The organism is Vibrio sp. SS-MA-C1-2, from assembly GCF_021513135.1.
GTDB lineage: Bacteria > Pseudomonadota > Gammaproteobacteria > Enterobacterales > Vibrionaceae.
The window spans coordinates 2,042,457-2,058,822 of sequence record NZ_CP090981.1; the positions used below are offsets into that span (position 1 = coordinate 2,042,457).

Annotated in this window: 12 protein-coding genes; 7 read left to right on the forward strand and 5 right to left on the reverse strand. The window is 37.4% G+C overall.

Features of this window, described 5'->3' with window-relative positions; genetic code table 11:
* Nucleotides 1–214 precede the first annotated feature (214 nt).
* Nucleotides 215–508, forward strand: coding sequence for an integration host factor subunit alpha (ihfA, locus tag L0B53_RS13715; RefSeq protein ID WP_235060170.1), 294 nt, complete (start codon nt 215–217; stop codon nt 506–508).
* A 132-nt stretch (nt 509–640) separates the two neighbouring features.
* Here the strand turns inward: ihfA and L0B53_RS13720 are convergent, their stop codons facing one another.
* Complete coding sequence (locus L0B53_RS13720; protein WP_235060171.1) at nt 641–1,123, reverse strand: YajQ family cyclic di-GMP-binding protein; 483 nt, start codon at nt 1,121–1,123, stop codon at nt 641–643.
* 224 nt (nt 1,124–1,347) lie between these two features.
* Nucleotides 1,348–2,397, reverse strand: coding sequence for a 3-deoxy-7-phosphoheptulonate synthase (locus L0B53_RS13725; RefSeq protein WP_235060172.1), 1,050 nt, complete (start codon nt 2,395–2,397; stop codon nt 1,348–1,350).
* 487 nt (nt 2,398–2,884) lie between these two features.
* Between L0B53_RS13725 and L0B53_RS13730 the strand changes: the two genes are divergently transcribed.
* Nucleotides 2,885–3,784 carry a putative PEP-binding protein gene (locus L0B53_RS13730; RefSeq protein ID WP_235060173.1) on the forward strand — a complete coding sequence of 300 codons (900 nt, stop codon included), beginning with the start codon at nt 2,885–2,887 and terminating at the stop codon, nt 3,782–3,784.
* 118 nt (nt 3,785–3,902) lie between these two features.
* Nucleotides 3,903–4,736: a S1 RNA-binding domain-containing protein gene (locus L0B53_RS13735; protein WP_235060174.1), complete on the forward strand. Its 834-nt coding sequence runs from the start codon at nt 3,903–3,905 to the stop codon at nt 4,734–4,736.
* Nucleotides 4,737–5,139: 403 nt separating this feature from the next.
* Here the strand turns inward: L0B53_RS13735 and L0B53_RS13740 are convergent, their stop codons facing one another.
* On the reverse strand, nt 5,140–6,039 hold the full coding sequence (locus L0B53_RS13740; RefSeq protein WP_235060175.1) for a LysR family transcriptional regulator: 900 nt from the start codon (nt 6,037–6,039) through the stop codon (nt 5,140–5,142).
* 185 nt (nt 6,040–6,224) lie between these two features.
* On the opposite strand from L0B53_RS13740, the gene L0B53_RS13745 reads away from it, so the two are divergent.
* On the forward strand, nt 6,225–6,869 hold the full coding sequence (locus L0B53_RS13745; protein ID WP_235060176.1) for an HAD family phosphatase: 645 nt from the start codon (nt 6,225–6,227) through the stop codon (nt 6,867–6,869).
* 265 nt (nt 6,870–7,134) lie between these two features.
* Here L0B53_RS13745 and rsmF read toward each other — a convergent pair whose 3' ends face one another.
* Nucleotides 7,135–8,577 carry a 16S rRNA (cytosine(1407)-C(5))-methyltransferase RsmF gene (gene rsmF, locus L0B53_RS13750; RefSeq protein ID WP_235060177.1) on the reverse strand — a complete coding sequence of 481 codons (1,443 nt, stop codon included), beginning with the start codon at nt 8,575–8,577 and terminating at the stop codon, nt 7,135–7,137.
* A 203-nt stretch (nt 8,578–8,780) separates the two neighbouring features.
* Nucleotides 8,781–12,731 (reverse strand): PqiA/YebS family transporter subunit, encoded by a 3,951-nt coding sequence (locus tag L0B53_RS19600; protein WP_409202809.1) that lies wholly within the window; start codon nt 12,729–12,731, stop codon nt 8,781–8,783.
* A gap of 307 nt (nt 12,732–13,038) precedes the next feature.
* Here L0B53_RS19600 and L0B53_RS13765 point away from each other — a divergent pair, with 307 nt between their 5' ends.
* The 3 genes from L0B53_RS13765 to prc all read left to right on the forward strand — a co-directional run bounded on the left by L0B53_RS13765 (nt 13,039) and on the right by prc (nt 16,272).
* Nucleotides 13,039–13,509: a GAF domain-containing protein gene (locus L0B53_RS13765; RefSeq protein WP_235060178.1), complete on the forward strand. Its 471-nt coding sequence runs from the start codon at nt 13,039–13,041 to the stop codon at nt 13,507–13,509.
* 100 nt (nt 13,510–13,609) lie between these two features.
* Nucleotides 13,610–14,248 carry an RNA chaperone ProQ gene (gene proQ, locus L0B53_RS13770; RefSeq protein WP_235060179.1) on the forward strand — a complete coding sequence of 213 codons (639 nt, stop codon included), beginning with the start codon at nt 13,610–13,612 and terminating at the stop codon, nt 14,246–14,248.
* A 17-nt stretch (nt 14,249–14,265) separates the two neighbouring features.
* Nucleotides 14,266–16,272: a carboxy terminal-processing peptidase gene (gene prc, locus L0B53_RS13775; RefSeq protein ID WP_235060180.1), complete on the forward strand. Its 2,007-nt coding sequence runs from the start codon at nt 14,266–14,268 to the stop codon at nt 16,270–16,272.
* The last annotated feature ends 94 nt before the right edge of the window (nt 16,273–16,366 follow it).

A 16,366-nucleotide genomic window follows, 5' to 3' on the forward strand; every position in this document is an offset into this window, starting at 1 on the left:
AAGAAACTTTTTTATATTTTTTTGAAAAAAACAGCTTAAAAAATAGAGAATATCAATAAGTTGGCTTAAACTTTATGTAAGTTAAGTAACGCAGGGCATTCAAAGATTGTCAAGAATATAAGTAACTTAACATTTATAACACAATTGCCTTTAAACAGAAATTAGCGAGTTTAATGGTGATATTTAATTAAACATTGTCTTGAGAGGATTTTCTATGGCGCTCACAAAAGCCGAATTGGCAGAGAACCTGTTTGAACAACTTGGAGTTAGCAAACGGGATGCCAAAGACTTGGTGGAAGTATTTTTTGAAGAAATTCGTCAGGCGTTAGAAAATGGCGAGCAGGTAAAACTTTCTGGTTTTGGTAATTTTGATCTAAGAGATAAAAACCCTCGTCCAGGTCGTAACCCTAAAACTGGTGAAGATATTCCAATTACAGCACGTCGAGTCGTAACTTTTAGACCTGGTCAGAAGTTGAAAGCTCGTGTCGAGACGATTAAAGCTGACTAACTTTTAAATACACTCTTTTATTTATTAATACTTAGCAAATAAAAAAGCCACAGAGATATTGATTATCTCTGTGGCTTTTTATTGTTATTGTTCAATTTTTATCTACTGTATTTCTATTCAGAAATAAGGCAATTAATCGCGGAAGTTTTCAAATTGAAACGGTTGATCAAATTCACCAGCACGCAATAGTGCCATAGCACCTTGTAAATCATCACGCTTTTTACCCGTTACTCGAACTTTATCACCTTGAATTGATGCTTGAACTTTTAGCTTCGCTTCTTTGATCTCTTTAACCACTTTTTTGGCCGTTGTCATTTCAACGCCTTGTTTAAATGCTACATCTTGGTGGAACATTTTACCAGTGCGAGTCAGGGTCTTAACGTCTAATGATTTAGGATCAACATTACGTTTGGCTAAGTTACCACGTAAAATTGTCATTAACTGGTTAAGTTGAAAATCAGATTCAGCAGTCAGTTTTACGATATCATTTTTATATTCAAGTTCAGCGACAACGCCACGGAAATCAAAACGAGTATCGACTTCACGGCGAGAGTTATCAATAGCATTGCGTACTTCTACGTTATCAACTTCAGAAATAATATCAAATGAAGGCATGGTTATAATCCTTTTTTACTTGAGTAAATATTGTGGTTAGTTTACCAGCCTAAAGGCATAAAATTAAGGGTTTTACCTCTACAAACATCATTTTTTGATGTTGTTCTGGTAAAACCCTTTTTAGATTAAATTTAATCGTTAATTGTTATTGGTTCATGATGCTTTGATGACGGTCATTTAGATGTTGTACCAAATTTTCATTGAATCATCATGTTAGATTAAAATTATTGATTACGTTCTATTATTGCCGTTGCTAACATCTCCAGCATCACTTTGGTATCTTCAATATTAATACAAGGATCGGTAATAGATTGGCCGTAAGTTAATTCTGGGTTATCAATTTTTTGATTACCTTCGACAATAAAGCTCTCTGCCATAATACCTGCGATAAATTGGTCACCGTCGGTAATTTGTTGACAGATATCTTTTGCAACATCTAATTGCTTACGGTGTTGTTTTTGACAATTTCCGTGAGAGAAATCGATCACTAAACGTTTTGAAAGGTCAAAGTCACCCAGTTGATGAGCGGCTTCACAAATATCTTCACGTCGGTAGTTTGGTGTTTTACCACCACGCAAAATAATGTGACCGTATGGGTTGCCTGACGTTTTATAAATCGTCATCTCCCCATTTTTATTTGGTGACAAGAAGATATGCGGTTCTTTGGTGGCACGAATCGCATCAATAGCAATTTTGGTGTTCCCATCAGTACCATTTTTGAAACCGACAGGACAAGAAAGGGCGGAGGCCATTTCGCGGTGAATTTGTGATTCAGTGGTACGAGCACCAATTGCGCCCCAACTAATAAGATCAGCAATGTATTGTCCGATGATCATATCAAGGAACTCAGTTGCTGTCGGCATGCCAAGTTTATTGACATTAACCAATAATTCTCTTGCTTTATGAAGCCCTTTACTTAGATCACAACTGTTATCTAAGTTTGGATCTGAAATCAGACCTTTCCAGCCAACAACGGTTCGTGGTTTTTCAAAATAAGTACGCATCACAATCAGTAATTGATCTTTATACTTTTCTTGTAATTTAATTAACTCCGCTGCGTAATCTAAAGCCGCATCGGTATCATGGATCGAACAGGGACCGACAACAACAAGTAGACGGTTATCATCTCCTGATAAAATCTTCTCGATTTGTAGTCTTGCTGATGCAATGTGCTTAGCAATCTCTTCCGTGATTGGATACGCCGCTTCGAGTTCTGCTGGAGTTGGCATTACTCCAAGGGGAGTGGTACGTAATTCATCTGTTTTAATGGTCATAAGAACTCTTTTTCAGCGTAAATGAATACTCTTCTACTTGAGGTTGCTAGGATGTTGACTGTGCTGATTCGTCCCCATTGATATTCATGGGATCTCATTCATTTCCAGTCGACTAGTCACTTCAACTACTTTGAGTATTGTTAATTATTATAGTAAAGATAACGGAAATTCGAGTGGGAATAAACCATGATATTAATTTAACCTAAAAATAGTTTTTAATATTAAAAAAAACAGCTTAATAACAGATCATTTGTAACATCATAATCTCGATTTGGATTGAATTAATATGTTGCTTTATTGAATTATAAATCGCTTTTTTGGGAAAATCCTCGGGGATATATTTCATGAAAGTGAATTTTTATGCTTGAGAGTCGGAGATAAATTTAGTAGTGTAAACATTTGGTATAACAGATGTTATCATTTACACTATTGTTAGTGTTTTTATAAGTATAAAGTCAATGATGACGGATAATAAAAAAGGATTGATATGAACGTGGCTCTACACTCTCACCAATATGCAATTACGGTAGATAACAGCGACCAACTTTTAGATATTCAACAATTACCTGAACAAGGAGTGGGTATTTTTTCTCTCAATAGTTTGATTCAGCAGCTAAATTTATACCCTGCTACTTTTCTGTCAAATAAAGAGGGGCATGAAGAGATTGTTGAATTGGCGAAACAGCGCCTGGGTAATGAAGATGACTTAGCGCAAGGCTATATGGATTATATTGTTGATGCATTAGAGTTGATCGCTTCGGTCGATAAAGAGAAGCCTGTCCGTATTTCTCTTCCTGATTTAACGACAAACAAAATTGCTAATCTAGAAGGTGGACAACCATTAAATAATAGCGATAGTGGGTTAGGGATCCGTGGTGTGTCACATTTACTTTCTGATACCTACCAACAAGCATTTAAATTAGAATGTAAAGCCATTGCGTATACCCGTAATGAGCTCGGTCTAACTAATATTGAATTAGTCGTCCCTTTTGTTCGTACTGCGACTGAATCAGCTCAAATAATTGATAAACTGGCAGAGAACGGTCTGTATCGAGGCGTTAATGGATTAAAGGTTTCTTATCATTGTGCAACACCAAGTGCCGCTCTACTTTCATCAGCGCTATTAAAATATTTTGATGGTGTCGTTATTGATACGTCATTATTAACTCAATTCACCTTAGCGATTGATCTATCCTCTGCGGAGCTTTCTTCACAATTCGATCCAGCCAATAAAGCGGTCATTGATATTATTGAAAAAACACTTCAAGCAGCAAAATCAGCCAATAAACCCTCTGTTTTGATGGGATTAAATTTAACGGCTGAAAGTAAACTGTTTGATCAATTGGAAGATGACAATATCGATACCATTTCACTTTCAACGATATAAGTTAACTATCGTTGATTTTTATCAGTCATAACGGCGATATTTTAAGTTAAATAAAAAGGCGCATTAGTACGCAACATCGCGTACAATAGCGCCTTTACTATTGCAACAGAGAAATTTCATGATCAAAATCGGCCAACTTAATACCCTTCCTATTATCAAAGAAGTTCCTTTTGGTGTCTTTTTAGATGCAGGCGAATTCGGTAATGTATTATTACCTAAACGTTATCTTCCTGAAGGTGCGAAACTGGGTGATGAAGTTGAAGTTATTGTCTATTTCGATACTGAAGATGATCTGATAGCGACGACAGAAAAGCCGATTGCCTATGTGGGTGATTTCGCGATGCTAAAAGTGGTTGGTATCTGTGGTGTTGGTGCTTTTGCTGACATGGGATTAGTGAAAGATCTTCTGATTCCTTTTAACGAGCATCGTGGTCGTTTAGAGGAAGGGAATACTTACCTTACTCGTATCTATATTGATAAAGTCACTGGCCGTTTAGTGGGCAGTACTAAGATCAATAAATTCTTAGATAAGACCCCAGCAAATTATAAAGCAGGTGAAGAAGTTCAATTGATCGCAGCTGAACGTACCGATATGGGTATGAAAGTGATCGTCAATAATGAACACCTTGGTTTGATTTTTAAAACTGAAATCATTGGTAATTTAAGCCCGGGTAAACGTTTAAAAGGATACATCAAAAATATCCGTCCAGATGGTAAGCTAGATATTACTCTACAACGCCCAGGTCAAGGCAAAGTGGATGATTTAAGTGTTAAGATTTTAGATGCCTTAGCACGTTGTGATGGCTTCTTACCATTGAGTGATAAGAGTTCACCTGACGCTATCTTTAGTGAGTTCCGAACCAGTAAAGCGACCTTTAAGCGTACGATTGGTGGCCTTTATAAGCAGGGTAAGATTACTATTGCTAAAGATGGGATTACGTTAGTTAAATAGTCACTAAACCTAGTCTGTTATTGAAATGAGTCAATCTTTTGTTTGTTATGATCACAAGCGAAAAGGTTGGCTTTTTTTATACCTATGGTTTATCAACTAATAAGATATCAGTCGTTAAGTGAGCTAAATGTCTTCGCCAAAGCAAAAAAAAACCTAGAACTAATCCTGTTCTAGGTTTAAAAAAGGTTCAGGAGAACCAGTGCATAAATATGGAGTAACACATGAACTTCATAAATTAAGAATAGACCAAGAATGTAAAAAATCTAACTTAAGTAAGATTTTTTTAAAAATGAAACAAAAAATGCCTATAAGTTGTTGAAAGTTAATCTGGAATTTTTACTAAACGGAAATTATTTAGGATGGGCATAAACAAGCAATAAAGAAGCGACTTTTCATGTGTTATTTAGGGGGTAGTTGAATCATTTTCAAAAAGCTCAACAGAATATTGTTTAATATATCTAATGAAATTATCCCTGATAGGATCATTTATAGACTGATTCCATACCACGCCTATATTCCATTCTGCTTTAGCATGTTGAAGCTCAAAATATTGGATTTGTTCATATGCCAATTGCTTAGCACTAACAGGTATAATGGTATAGCCAAGGTTAGCAGAAACCATTGAAAGTAAGGTTAGTATATCTTTTGCTTCTCGTGCTATTGGTAAGTTCAAATTAACTTCGTATGAGTATTGTTCGATTTGTGTTGTAAGCCCTGGGCCTCTTTGTGGAGTAAGCCTCATGTAATCCAGTTTATCAATTGTCTCTAATAAATTATCTTCATTGACGCTTACTGATTGGTGCATCGCTATCGCTAATCTATCAATTCCAATAGGTATAGAAGTTAACGGAAAAGAGACAGGCACTCGATTAAAACTGACTTGAAGTTCACCCTCTAACAGCATCTCATTTTGTTTACAAGACGGTATATCATCAAGACTGACATGCACTTTTGGGTAATGTTTTTTAAATTTAGCGATACACTTTGGTGCTAGTTGATGAGAAGATATCCCATAACCTATTTTTAATACTCCAGATTTTCCTTTTGAAATACTTTTACTTAGAGTTTCAAAAGAAGAAAAGTTTAGATCTAATTGTCTTGCAGCAGGTAGTAATGTTTTTCCCGCTGTTGTCAATTTAGCGCCATTCCTGCCTCTTTCAAATAGTTTGCATCCGATATTATCTTCTAAACGTTGAATTTTCTTAGTAAGAGCTGATTGGGACATAAATAATGCTTGTGAGGCTAATCCATAATGCTCTTTCTCTGCTAGTTTACAAAAAGCTTTTATTTGGTCTATATCCATTCCAGAACCTCATCAAAATATGAAATTAATTCATTATATTGAATAGGAAATGTTAGATCAAAAAGCAATGATTATTCCTATCACATGTTCAGCAGAGAATAGTTCTCAGGCTTTAAATATATATAAAGATAAGATTGTAGGAAATTTAGATTCCTTAATGGTTATTACTTCAAAGGAGTCATTACATGTTAAATAATTGTGATGCTGTATTATTTGATATGGATGGGACATTGATTGATTCTAAACCTGTGATTGAATTGGCGTGGACTACAGTCGCTACCAGGTATGGTTTAAATATTAGTTCAGATCAATTAGAACAACATGTTCACGGACGAAATGGTCAATATACATTATCTTATTTTTTTGGCAAATTCACCCAAGCTGAACAGAGGAAGGTGAAAAAAGAGGTTGATTTAATAGAAGAAAATAGTCCGGTAACATTAATTCCAGGAGTAAAGCATACATTGGATTTTTTAAAGAGGCATGATGTTAAAGTTGGATTAGTTACAGCAAGTTGGCCAGAACGAATTAATTTTATTTTCGATTATCATAATCTACATGGTTATTTTGAATGCGTGATTAGCCGAGAAGATGTGAAAAAAGGCAAACCGGATCCTGAAGGTTTTCAACTTTGTTCAAAAAGACTTAAAGTGCCGATTGAGAAGTGTATTATCTTTGAAGATTCTTTTAGTGGTTTGGAGGCTGGAATTCGTAGTGGTGCAAGATGTATCGGAATAAATACAATTAAAATACCTACATCAAAAAAATTAATTGCGAATTATGATGATTATATTAGTTTCAATACAGAATATCTATTTATTGAATGTTAAATCTATAATATTTATACCTTTAATACTTGAAGTGCTCGGTTGTTGGCGTCGCTCATTCGCCCCAATCATATAGAAAACCTATACTCATGGGGTCTGATTCACTTGCCGCCTACTAGTAACTCCCATTGCTTTGGGTATATACTTAATAAACTTGGTTTAGCTCATCAAAAAAGTAAGGGCGCCGATTTAAAATATGGCGCGCTTCTTTGCTAACCAATTAAAACACGAGAATGCTTTAAGTTACTATTCTTATCTAGGTTTTATCCTAAAGAGGCTTATTGTCCTTAAACAGATTTTTGTCCCTAACTAAATCTCTCGGATAACCATTTTTAACTCGATTACCGACCCATTTACCTAAACCAATTGGGTAATTTTGGTAGCTAACAATCACTTCCCCTTTGCCAACTAACTCTGGGCGAACATCTCGTCCCATATACCATTCAATTGCTTGTTCTGTTGTCAGTTCTACCATCTCTTCTTGGCGGTGATTACTTAAAGCGATAACCGCTTCATGTTGCCATTTAAACCCTTTCTTGTGGGTTTCTGCTAACTTAACGCCAATACGGTCAAACTTGATTTCACTCAGTAATGGAACGAGGGCAGAAGGGAATAACCAAACCTCGCTATCGCGTAACCAAATTTCAGACTCAACGGGAATTTCAATCTGTAAGCTTGCTCTTAATGCATCGGCAATTTCTCTACCTTCTCTCGTTTTCGCTGGTGAGAAAGGAAACTTACGCAAGCGTTTTTTGACCTTCGGTGTTTCTACGGAGCCATTTTTTTGGATTTTAGCTACAAAGAACCCTTCGCAATCAAATATTTGAGGGAAAATATGCAAGAAGCCTTGTTCAGTAATGGCTTTTTCAGCGCCATCAAAAAGGGTATTGAGGGGTTCAAACGTGACCGCATCACCAAAAGTGGATTGTAAATATTCTAGTACTTGATGATTTTCTGTTAGGTTAAGGGTACAAGTCGAGTAGACCATGGTTCCACCAGGCTTTAATGATTGAAAAGCGCTGATAATTAACTCTCGTTGGGTTTCTGCAATCTCATCCACACTTTCAAGACTCCAGTTACGCATCGCAAGGGGATCTTTTCTAACTATCCCTTCACCAGAACACGGAGCATCTAATAAAATAGCATCGAAAGACTCTGGTGCCCAACCACCAAAAACACGACCATCAAAGTGAGTTAGGGCTGTATTTTTCACTCCACAACGTAAAATATTGGCATGTAGCACTTTGATTCGACTTGCTGAATATTCATTAGCAACGAGTGCACCTTTATTATCCATTAATGCAGCAATTTGCGTCGTTTTTGAACCGGGCGCTGAAGCAACATCGAGAATCGTCGAAAATTTGTGTTCAGGGTCACTGAATAGTGCAGAAACAGGCATCATCGAACTGGCTTCTTGAATATAGAAAAGTCCGGCTAAATGTTCAGAGGTATTTCCTAATGGTGTTTCGTCTGTTTCAGGGCGTGTTAACCAAAACCCAGTGTCACACCAAGGTACTGGCTCTAATTGCCACTGTTGTGCTTCCATCTTAGTTTTAAAGTCATCAACCGTTATCTTAAGGGTATTGACTCGGATGCTGGTGCGCAATGGTCGTTTACAGGCCGCTTCAAATTCAGCTATTGATAGATGTTCGGGAATAATTTCTTTGATCTGTTGGATAAATTTGGCTGGAAGTTCGATATTTTTGTGCACTAGCGGGCTCTTTTGTCATGCATTTGATGCGGGGTAGTTTAACAAAAGCCGCTGTATAGCGTTAATAAAATATTTTAATAAATAATGATGAAGAATAAAAGTGAGTCGGAGGTGAAACATAAAAAAAGGACAATGAGCGAACTCAGTTGTCCTATTTCTATTATCGTTTTTGAATGATGTAGCTATGAAAACGTTGTTATCATTCACTCTTTAGGGATGGCAGTTCTCCACTTTAACCATTCAATTTTAGGTTCTTCATTGAGAATAAAGTGGGTATTTGTTTTAGCAATCGGCAATAGTGGTTGAATATCTGGTGTCGCGAATGCAATACCACCGCGAACTAAATGGTCAATCGTTGGTGTTTTGAGTTCAACACTGGTTAAACCGACAGAAACATCAATCCCTGAAATATTCCAAAATACTGAATTGGCGCGAGCTAAATGTTGATACTGTTGTTTAATATTGATAGTCAGTAAAACGCGATCGCTTAACTCTCCTAGTTCAATGTCGATAACTTTGCCCACTTCTATATCACGAAAATAGAGAGGACTTCCTACTGATAAGCTTCCACGATCAACGGTTTCTAGCACAAGCGTTAATCCTTGGTCATGTTCAATCTTATTGGTTTGTAATTCAAAGTTACGCTTCAGACTTTTTTGCGTCCCTGGCTCAACCTCAATATAACGGCTAATTAATGCATCTAAATTTGATGCTCCTTTGATCGAGATATGGGGCGTCACTACCCAATATTGACTATCAGTGCGTATCAGCAAATCACTGGATTTAGCGTACAGTTGTGCTTTAATTTGTACTTTTTGCTGTTTAAAAAGTGGTGTTAATTGAGTCACTTCACCCACATTAATACCACGGTATTTTATTTTACTTCCAACAGAGAGCCCCTGATTTTTATTCGCTATAAAAGTTATCGCTTTACCAAAATTCTGTGCTTGATTCATGTTGTCGTAAAGGATCCAATGATTCTCTTTCTTGTTATCAACATAATCAATCGTATCAAATGCAATACCGCCTTCAATTAACGTTGCTAAAGGACCTGTTCTCACTTTTATCCCAGATAGACTAGCATCAATCTCAATACCTGATTGCAACCAAAAAACGGTGCTGTCATTCACTAAATGACGATATTTACTGTTAACCTTAACCAGAATTTCGAATTGATGATCATCATTTTCATCTTTAAGCAGCTTGTAACTTAAGACTTCTCCCACAGGCAGGTTCTTAAATAGTAATGGACTGCCTTTACTGACTGAAGGTAGTGATGAGGTGATCAATTTTAAGGTACTGAATCCTTGTTCGTTGCTGGTGGCTAATGACGCTAAATCCTGATTTGCAAAAAGCGGGTAGAGCGCTTTGATTTCATTTCGGCCTTCAGAGGTAAAGCTGACTTCGCCTCTTAATAGCTGGTCCATAGAGGGTAGAGTGAAATCAATGCCATTTGCACTTATATTACTGTGTAATCCACTATTAATGTAAAACTTACTTTGGCTTTTAACTAAATTGGCATACTCAGGATCAATCAATGCTTTAATCTCAATGAGATTAGCTTTTAGTTTGACACTGCCGATTTTACCAACGGTGATCCCCTTATGCGTAATTGGATTACCTTGGTTAAGCCCATAACTTTGGCTTGCCATTAATGTCACTTCCAACGCACCAGGTTGTTCCGCACTGAGTGCATGTTGGCTAATTGCGACAAATTGATGTTGCTTGTTTCCTTGGCCAGGATAAAGTGATATGAAATTACCTGCGATAAGGTTTTTAACGTTTTTCACTCCAGTTAAGGAGAGTTGAGGTTCCTCTAAAACAAAACGACTTCCACTATTTAGGTAGTCACTGAAGCTTGGGGCTATCGCGGCATGAGCAATAACTTTTGAGCGTTCCTTATTCAACTCTAAACGATTTATCTGTCCAATCTCTAACCCTTTGTACATGATTGGCGCACCATTTGGCGAAATATTATTGCCTGCTGGTAACTCAATGGTGATGGGTAAACCACGACCCGCGGTGTTGAGATCTGGGTAGAGTTGATAACGGTGGTAGCTCTTTATACTTTCCCCAGCGCCTGGAGAGTCAAAAGCAATCGCACCACCAATTAATGCAGCAATACCTGCAAATTGAATATCAACCCCATTAAACCCGATGTCAGCACGGAAACCACTAACATTCCAAAAACGACTCTGTTCGGTGATTAGGTGAGCGTAATCCTCTTTGATATTAACATCGATAACCACACTTTTAATATTATCCGCTAAACGGTAAGCATAGACTTTGCCGACGGGAATTTTTTTATAAAATATTTGAGAGCCAACCGTTAATGAACCAAGGTCGGGAGCAGTTAACTGTATATTTAATCCTTCATTTTTAGGGAGAGAGAGGAGAGGTTCTCTTAATGCCGTAAATTCGGTTTCGGCTTCACCACTACCGGGTGCCATACCGATATAGTTCCCGGAAACGAGTGCATCTAAGCCTGATATACCTGTAATTGAGGCTTGTGGCTTAGTTAACCAAAATTTTGTATTTTTCTTCAAAATACTGGTTGCTTGAGGATAGATATCCGCAATAACGTAAATACTCTTTAAATCTTTACTGAGCACGATATCCTTCACCATTCCAACTTCAAGACCTTGATAACGAATCGTGGTTCTACCTGCAGTAATACCATCAGCTGAAGTGAAGTTAATTTTTATCCGTTGCCCTGCTTCGCTCATGGACTGGTAAAGTAACCAACCTGCAAGTGAAAGGGCAAGTAGAGGGAGTAACCAAAGAGGTGAGAAGCCACGGTCACGTTTCACAGTCACTTGAGCAAATGGCTGCTCTTGTGCCGATGTTGACTCTGAATCGCTATTTTGTTGATTTTTTTGCTCATAATTATCCCAAATTAAACGAGAATCTAAACTTTCTGTTGCTAACATAGTGAAAAGAACAACTAACCCAAAAGCCACTGCTCCAATACCCGGTGTGAAATCTAAAATTTGGCCTCTATCGATTAATTTCATCATCAAGGAGATAACAAAGAGATCAATCATTGACCATTTACCGATTATTTGAATTGTTCGATAAATTTTCATTCTAAATAGATAATGAGATCGACTCTTAAGTTGAATGGTTATCAGTATATAAATTAAACCCAGTATCTTCATTAATGGAACTATAATACTGGCCGTAAAAATGATAATGGCAATGCCCCACATATCGGCATTGATCAAAGATGCGACACCTGAAAAGATAGTATCTTTCAGCAGCTGGCCATTAGTAATCAATATTGAAATAGAATAGACATTTGCAGGTATAAAAAGGACGGCGGCTGAAATAACAAATGCCCACGTTTTTTGGAGGCTTTGTGATTTACGTTTATCAATTTTTGAATCACAACGGCGACAAATAGTCACTTGACCTTCAGGTGAACGCTTTTGGTGGTAATGACAATTTAAACAGACAATCGAGTTTTGCAAGTTAGCTTCGGGGTACTTATGGTAGATATCACAAGCATTGGCACTAGGAGCATCATGATTGAGGTGTTGGTATTTTTCTTGCCATTTACGCCAAAACTTATTTGCACTAATTCTAACTAATAAGAAAGAGATTAATATCTGGGAGACCACAAAAGGGTAGAGACCAATGCCGACTTCAATATCTGCATAGTCTTGAATCTTGAACCAAGAAATACCTAATCCGACGAGAAATACATCAAACATCACCCACTCTTGCCCATGCTTTATCAGCTTAAGTGCATACTTAAACGGTTTAAAGTAACCATAAAAGAGAGAAAGATGTGCAGAGAGAAGTGCCAATAAAACAAACAAAGGAGCGATAACACTGGCAACAAGGATCAATGTTGATAAAAAGTAAAAGCCAGAATCAAACAGGATCAATGAACCAGAACTTACGGAGGCAGATATATTGACCCCCAGAAGGTTAATTTTAATGACTGGATAGAGTTGTGCTGGAAAATAAAGTAATAAGCAGGTAATAATTACGGCCAATTCGCCCGATGAAGTGAGTGTCGTCCCTTTTGCAAGACGGGTGTCACACCGTGGACAATAGCCACTATTTCCCGGACGTATCTTTCCTTGAATCGAGATGAAAAGATCACATCCATGGCATTGGACCGATTTGTTGATTAAATGATTTAACATCAATTTTCCACTGAGTATAAATGGATCATAAAGTAAGACCTATCGTTAACAGGTTAGTATACAACCTGATCTTTTATTTTTACAGATGGTCGATTAATCTAACATTTTAATAATTAGAGATAAAATTATTTGATATAAATTGCGATTATTATGGGATTATTTAGAAAAACAATAATGCTAGGGTATTAACTGATTGATATTCTGTCTTGCATTACAACATCTATATCACCTACAATCTGTCCCACTTATGACCTTAATGGTCTATTCCATCGGTTTTTATTCGATATTTAAAGGACTAACCAACAAAATGGATAAAACGAAACTCTATTCGCGTTTAGCTATTCAACTTGAAGGCTTGCTGGATGGTGAAAGCAATATGATCGCCAACATGGCAAATACCAGTGCGCTGCTATTCATGGAAATGGAACAAATTAACTGGGTTGGATTCTATATTTTTGACAAAAATGAAGATGAACTAATTTTAGGCCCATTCCAAGGAAATCCAGCATGTGTTCGTATCAAGCCAGGTAAAGGGGTTTGTGGTACGGCGTTTGCGACTGAAACAACACAAAGAGTCGATGATGTTCATCAGTTTGCCGGCCACATTGCCTGTGATGCCGCAAGTAATTCTGAAATCGTTATTCCTGTGTATCATGGTAACCAATGTATCGCAGTATTGGATATAGATTCGCCAATTTTGAATAGATTTGAGATCGAAGACCAAAAAGGGCTAGAAAATCTCACAAAAATTGTAGAAAATACATTTAAGTTGGACTAAGCAGTGGTTTTTCACTCTAAGACAACTATAATAGCATCACTTATTACTAATTAATTGTCACTTCTTGTGGAGAAAAATCCACAGCAAGTCAGGAAATTTCATGGAAAACACTGAAAAGCTTACTAACAGCAAAGCTGTAATCACATATGTCGCAACGATCTTCCCTAAATGTTTTATTATGGAAGGTGAAGCAAAACCATTGAAAATTGGTATTTTTCAAGATCTTGCAACACGTCTTGCAGATGATGAAAAAGTAAGCAAAACTCAGCTTCGAGCAGCTTTACGCCAATACACTTCTTCTTGGCGCTACCTTCACGGTGTAAAGCCTGGTGCACAACGTATTGACCTTGATGGCAATGATTGTGGTGAACTAGAAGCTGAACATATCGAGCATGCACAAAAAGCCCTTGCAGAAAGCAAAGCTAAAGTTCAAGAGCGTCGTAAGGAAAAAGCGGCTGCAGAACGTGCTGTACGTAAAGAAAAATCTGATGCTGCTAAAGCTAAAGCAAAAAAAGCTAAGCAGATCAAAGAAAAGACAGCTAAACTAACAAGTAAGCCAGCTCCTATTGTTACTCGCGAGATTAAAAAAGAAGAAGTGATTCTTGATCGTGAAGTTAAAGTCAATATGGGTAAAGGCGATATGCCAGCTACGATTGTCGAAATTCAGAAAGATGGGGTGCGTGTACGTTTAGCTAATGGATTAGTGATGTTAGTTAAACAGGAGCACCTGCGTCTGTAAAGGAGATACCCTGACGCATGAAATCCAAATTCCGCGTCTCAATGATTGCTGCTAGCTTAGCGCTAGTAGCATCTTCAGCGTTTGCGCTAGAGGCCAAATACAGTGAGAGTGATATCCCAACTCTTACATCAGATAAGCAACATGCTACCGCAAGTAAACGAGTTACATCTCAGTTTACCCGTTCTCATTATAAGCATTTTCAACTTGATGATGCCTTTTCAGAGCAGATCTTCGATCGTTATCTAAAGTCACTTGATTTTAATCGCAGTGTGTTAACTATCTCTGATGTCGAAAAATTAGATAAATGGCGCGACAAAATTGATGATCAATTAGTGTCTGGTGAAACCAGTGCTGCTTATGATATGTTCAATTATACGATGAAACGTCGATATGAGCGTTATGCTTATGCGCTATCTCTTCTCGATACCCCAATGACGTTTGATGGCGATGATGAGTTTGTTCTTGATCGTAGTGAACTTCCTTGGCCTAAAGATACTGCAGCTTTAGATGCAATTTGGTATGGCAGAGTGAAGTACGATGCACTTAACTTAAAGTTAGCCGATAAAACTTGGCCTGAAATTAAAGAGACGTTAGGCAAACGTTACAACAATGCAATTAAACGCCTGACACAAAGTAAGAATGAAGATGCATTTCAAGTCTATATGAATGCCTTTGCTCGTCAAGTTGACCCACATACTAGCTATCTTTCTCCTCGTAACGCTGAACAATTTCAAACTGAGATGAATCTCTCTTTAGAGGGGATTGGTGCAGTTTTACAGCTTGAAGATGACTACACGGTGATTCGTTCTTTGGTTGCTGGTGGCCCTGCGGCTAAATCTAAGCAACTAGCAAAAGGGGATAAAATTGTCGCCGTTGCACAAAAAGATGGCGAGATGGTTGACGTTGTCGGTTGGCGTTTAGATGATATCGTTGAATTAATTAAAGGCCCTAAAGGGAGTGAAGTTCGTCTTCAAATTCTTCCTGAAGCTAAAAATGCAAAAGTCTATACAGTCACTCTTATTCGCGACAAAATTCGTTTAGAAGATCGTGCTGTTAAGTCGAAAGTTATCGATGTTAAGGGCGAAAAAATTGGTGTATTAGAAGTACCTAGTTTTTATGTTGGTCTTTCAGAAGATACCAAAAAGCAGATTGCTGAACTAGAGAAGCAAGACGTGAAAGGCATTGTTGTCGATCTTCGTAATAACGGAGGCGGTGCATTAACAGAAGCGACAGCGTTAACAGGACTATTTATTGATAGTGGCCCTGTTGTTCAGGTTCGTGATGGTTATGACCGTGTTCGTGTAAATGGCGATAATGACAACTTGAGTTATTACAACGGACCATTAACGGTTCTCATCAATCGTTATAGTGCTTCTGCTTCAGAAATTTATGCTGCAGCTATTCAAGATTATGGTCGTGGTGTCATTATTGGTGAACAATCCTTTGGTAAAGGGACGGTTCAACAGCATCGCTCTTTAAATCACATCTATGATCTTTATGATGAGCCTTTAGGATACATTCAATATACAATTCAAAAGTTTTACCGTATCAATGGTGGTAGTACGCAGAACCTAGGTGTTGTCCCTGATATTGCTTTCCCTTCTGCGGTTGATCCTGCAGAAACAGGGGAGAGTGTGGAAGATAATGCTCTGCCTTGGGATAGCATTAACCCAGCGAAATACAATAAGCTTGATGATTTTAGTGTATTGATTAAGCCTTTAACTGTTGCTCATCAAGAACGCATAGCAAAAAATATGGAATATGGCTTTATCTTTGAAGATATCAAGCATTACCAAGAACAGAAAGACATTAATGCTATTTCATTAAATGAAGATGCAAGATTAAAAGAGCAGGAAGAAGAGCAAGAGCTTCGACTATCTCGTCTTAATCAACGTCAAAAAGCGGAAGGAAAAAAACCTTTTGCCTCTTTAGATGATGTACCTAAAGACTATGAAGGACCGGATCCTGTATTGGATGAGGCTGCTGCGTTAACTTTAGATTTAGTAGATGCAGATAAAGAGTAATCTCTTTTTGTAAATAGTCTTGGTGATTGATTTAAGGTTAATCACAGAGTGACAACCTATCAAAAGCAATCAATGTGATGTTGATTGCTTTTTT

Bases quoted from the DNA above. Each gene is read 5' to 3' on its own strand.
- ihfA (WP_235060170.1), top strand. From the start codon at position 215: ATGGCGCTCACAAAAGCCGAATTGGCAGAGAACCTGTTTGAACAACTT.
- L0B53_RS13720 (WP_235060171.1), bottom strand. From the start codon at position 1,123: ATGCCTTCATTTGATATTATTTCTGAAGTTGATAACGTAGAAGTACGC.
- L0B53_RS13725 (WP_235060172.1), bottom strand. From the start codon at position 2,397: ATGACCATTAAAACAGATGAATTACGTACCACTCCCCTTGGAGTAATG.
- L0B53_RS13730 (WP_235060173.1), top strand. From the start codon at position 2,885: ATGAACGTGGCTCTACACTCTCACCAATATGCAATTACGGTAGATAAC.
- L0B53_RS13735 (WP_235060174.1), top strand. From the start codon at position 3,903: ATGATCAAAATCGGCCAACTTAATACCCTTCCTATTATCAAAGAAGTT.
- L0B53_RS13740 (WP_235060175.1), bottom strand. From the start codon at position 6,039: ATGGATATAGACCAAATAAAAGCTTTTTGTAAACTAGCAGAGAAAGAG.
- L0B53_RS13745 (WP_235060176.1), top strand. From the start codon at position 6,225: ATGTTAAATAATTGTGATGCTGTATTATTTGATATGGATGGGACATTG.
- L0B53_RS19600 (WP_409202809.1), bottom strand. From the start codon at position 12,731: ATGTTAAATCATTTAATCAACAAATCGGTCCAATGCCATGGATGTGAT.
- L0B53_RS13765 (WP_235060178.1), top strand. From the start codon at position 13,039: ATGGATAAAACGAAACTCTATTCGCGTTTAGCTATTCAACTTGAAGGC.
- proQ (WP_235060179.1), top strand. From the start codon at position 13,610: ATGGAAAACACTGAAAAGCTTACTAACAGCAAAGCTGTAATCACATAT.
- prc (WP_235060180.1), top strand. From the start codon at position 14,266: ATGAAATCCAAATTCCGCGTCTCAATGATTGCTGCTAGCTTAGCGCTA.